Origin of the sequence: Mycobacterium sp. KBS0706, from assembly GCF_005938675.2 — a bacterium.
Classification (GTDB): Bacteria; Pseudomonadota; Alphaproteobacteria; order DSM-16000; family Inquilinaceae; genus Inquilinus.
In genome coordinates this window covers 1-2,625 of sequence record NZ_VCCH02000230.1, presented here as the reverse complement: position 1 = coordinate 2,625, position 2,625 = coordinate 1, and the positions used below count along the sequence as shown (strand labels likewise).

Below are 2,625 nucleotides of genomic sequence, written 5' to 3'. Positions count from 1 at the left end.
ACTCTGTCCAGGCTTGCGGAGATTGCCACCTAGTGAATTTCGGCGGCTTCGCAACCCCGGAGCGCCGCCTGCTCTTCGACATCAACGACTACGACGAGACGCTGCCGGCGCCGTGGGAATGGGACCTCAAGCGGCTCGTCTCGTCCTTCGTGCTTGCCGCCCGCGCCAACGGCCTGGCGGACCGGGACGGCTGCGACGCAGCAACCGCCTGTGCTCGCAGCTGCCGCCAGCACATGCGCGAGTACGCCCGCATGGACGTGCTCGAGCTGTGGTATGCCCGCGTCGACGACCGTGACTTCCTCGCCATGCTGCCGGAAAGCCGCAAGGACGTTCTGAGGAAGCGGATCGCCAAGGCGACGAGCCGGAGCAGTTCGGAGCTCGTGTTCCCGAAGCTGGCCGAGCACGCTGGCGAGCGGCCGCGCATCTATGACAACCGGCCGCTCGTGTTCCATCCCGACGAGTCGGTCGCGGCCATGCACATGGATCTGTTGAATGCGGCTCTGGCGAGGTACCGGGAAACGCTCGACGAGGATCGGCGCGCCCTGCTCGACCGCTATCGCCTCGTCGACGTGGCGGTCAAGGTGGTGGGTATCGGCAGCGTCGGCACGCTCTGCCTGGTGGCGTTGCTGATGTCCATGGCGGATCGCCCGCTGTTCCTGCAGGTCAAGGAAGCCGGCCCATCGGTGCTCGAGCCCTTTGCCGGCAGGAGCCTGTATCCCCATCACGGCCAGCGCGTGGTGATGGGCCAGCGCCTGATGCAGCCGGCCTCGGACCTGTTCCTCGGCTGGGTCACGGGGGACAAAGGGCGGCAGTTCTACATCCGTCAGCTGCGTGATGTGAAGGTGTCCCCGCTGGTCGAAACCTATGACGCCGAGATGCTGTCGATCTACGCCGTCGCCTGCGGCTGGGTCCTGGCGCGCGCGCATGCGAAGGCGGGGGATCCTTGGGCGATCAGCGGCTATCTCGGCAAGACGGAGGAATTCGACGAGGCCATGGGCGAGTTCGCGATCGCCTACGCCGACCAGGCCGGCCGGGACCACGCGGCGCTGAAGATTGCCGTGCGCGAGGGTGCCGTCGACGTCGATCTCGAACACTGACGGAGTGGGATATCGGCACCGTCAGATCAGGACGACGTGCGGGGCAACATAGCAACTCAGGTCCCGTAGCTGCGGCAGGCGGCAAATCGCCTGCAACGACATTGGGGAGAAAGGCCATGAAGTCGATCCTCTCTTCACTCGCCGTCAGCCGCCGCGCGCTGCTGTCCACGACGGCCGCACTCGCGTGTCTGCCACAATTGCTCCTTTCGACGGCTGTGCAGGCGCAAGCGGCAGCCGGCGCGCTGCCATCCTGGAACGACGGGCCAGCAAAGCAGGCGATTCTCGACTTCGTGCGTGCCGCGATCGACACGACCGGCCCGAACCACGTGCCGGCCGAAGACCGGATCGCCACCTTCGACCAGGACGGCACCCTGTGGGTGGAGCATCCCTTGTATGCACAGGCGATGTTCGCGCTCGACCGGCTCCGCGTCTTGGCCGCACAGCATCCGCCGTGGGAGACGCAGGAGCCGTTCACGTCGGTTCTTTCGGGCGATGCCGAGTTGGGGTCGCTCAGCGAGAAGGATTGGACCGAGATCATCGGTGTCACGCATGCCGGGATGAGCGACGACGCGTTCCTGGAGATCGTGAGGCAGTGGTTGGTGACGGCAAGGCACCCCCGCTTCAACCGGCCTTACACCGAACTCGTCTACCAGCCGATGCTCGAGCTGATGGACTATCTGCGCGCCAATGCATTCCGAACCTATATTGCGACGGGTGGAGGGCAGGAATTCGTGCGCGCCTATGCACAGCGCGTCTATGGAATTCCCCCGGAGCAGGTCATTGGCTCGAGCATCGTGACCAAATACGAGGCCGAAGGCGGCGTGCCCGTGCTGATGCGGATGCCGAGGGTGTTCTTCATCGACGACGGCGACGGGAAGGCGATCGGGATCAACCTGTTCATCGGCAAGAGGCCCGTTGCAGCCTTCGGCAATTCCGACGGCGACCGCGAGATGCTCGAGTGGACCGGTGCCGGCGGCGGCGCGCGACTGAAGATGCTGGTCTATCACGACGACAACGATCGGGAATATGCGTATGGACCGGCCGGCGGCCTGGAAGGAACGAAGGTCGGCGGCTTCTCCGACTCGTTGATGAGTGAGGCGAAATCGCGCGGCTGGACCGTGATCAGCATCAGGAAGGACTGGAAGCGGGTGTTTGCCTTCGAATAGTGGGTGCCAAGAGCATGGCCGTGAATCGAGCTTGAGACCCATGCCGGCTTGGCGCTTGGTCCGGTGGCCTGTCACGGCTCCCTTATTGGACTGCGAGGCCCGCCTGGCGCAGGCCATCCGCCAGCATGTCGATCAAGGCGTCGGTGTAGTGTCGTGAGCGGAAGTCGTCCCGCATCTCGGCGGCATAGTTCGGGCGCAGTTCCAGCAGCCGGGCCACGGCGGCCTGCGCTTCCTCCTGGCGGCCAAGCTTGCCGTAGATCGCCGCCAGCACCAGGTGGGTGCCATAGAACTGCGGCAGCTGGATCTGCTTCGCCTGGGTCAGAGCCTCGTCGAACTCGTCCTTGCGATAGTGGTCGAAGGCG

The 2,625-nt window shown here is 65.1% G+C and carries 3 protein-coding genes; 2 read left to right on the top strand and 1 reads right to left on the bottom strand.

Features of this window, described 5'->3' with window-relative positions; genetic code table 11:
- Window positions 1-1,097, top strand: a 1,097-nt coding sequence (locus FFK22_RS41365; RefSeq protein ID WP_143956973.1) for a DUF2252 domain-containing protein, incomplete at its 5' end; no start/stop codon positions are given.
- A 116-nt stretch (window positions 1,098-1,213) separates the two neighbouring features.
- Entirely contained in the window at window positions 1,214-2,263 is a 1,050-nt protein-coding gene (locus tag FFK22_RS41360) for an HAD family phosphatase (RefSeq protein WP_143956972.1), read from the top strand.
- 82 nt (window positions 2,264-2,345) lie between these two features.
- Here FFK22_RS41360 and FFK22_RS43615 read toward each other — a convergent pair.
- Window positions 2,346-2,625, bottom strand: a 280-nt coding sequence (locus tag FFK22_RS43615; protein WP_221939283.1) for a hypothetical protein, incomplete at its 5' end; no start/stop codon positions are given.

Bases quoted from the DNA above. Each gene is read 5' to 3' on its own strand.
- FFK22_RS41360 (WP_143956972.1), top strand. From the start codon at position 1,214: ATGAAGTCGATCCTCTCTTCACTCGCCGTCAGCCGCCGCGCGCTGCTG.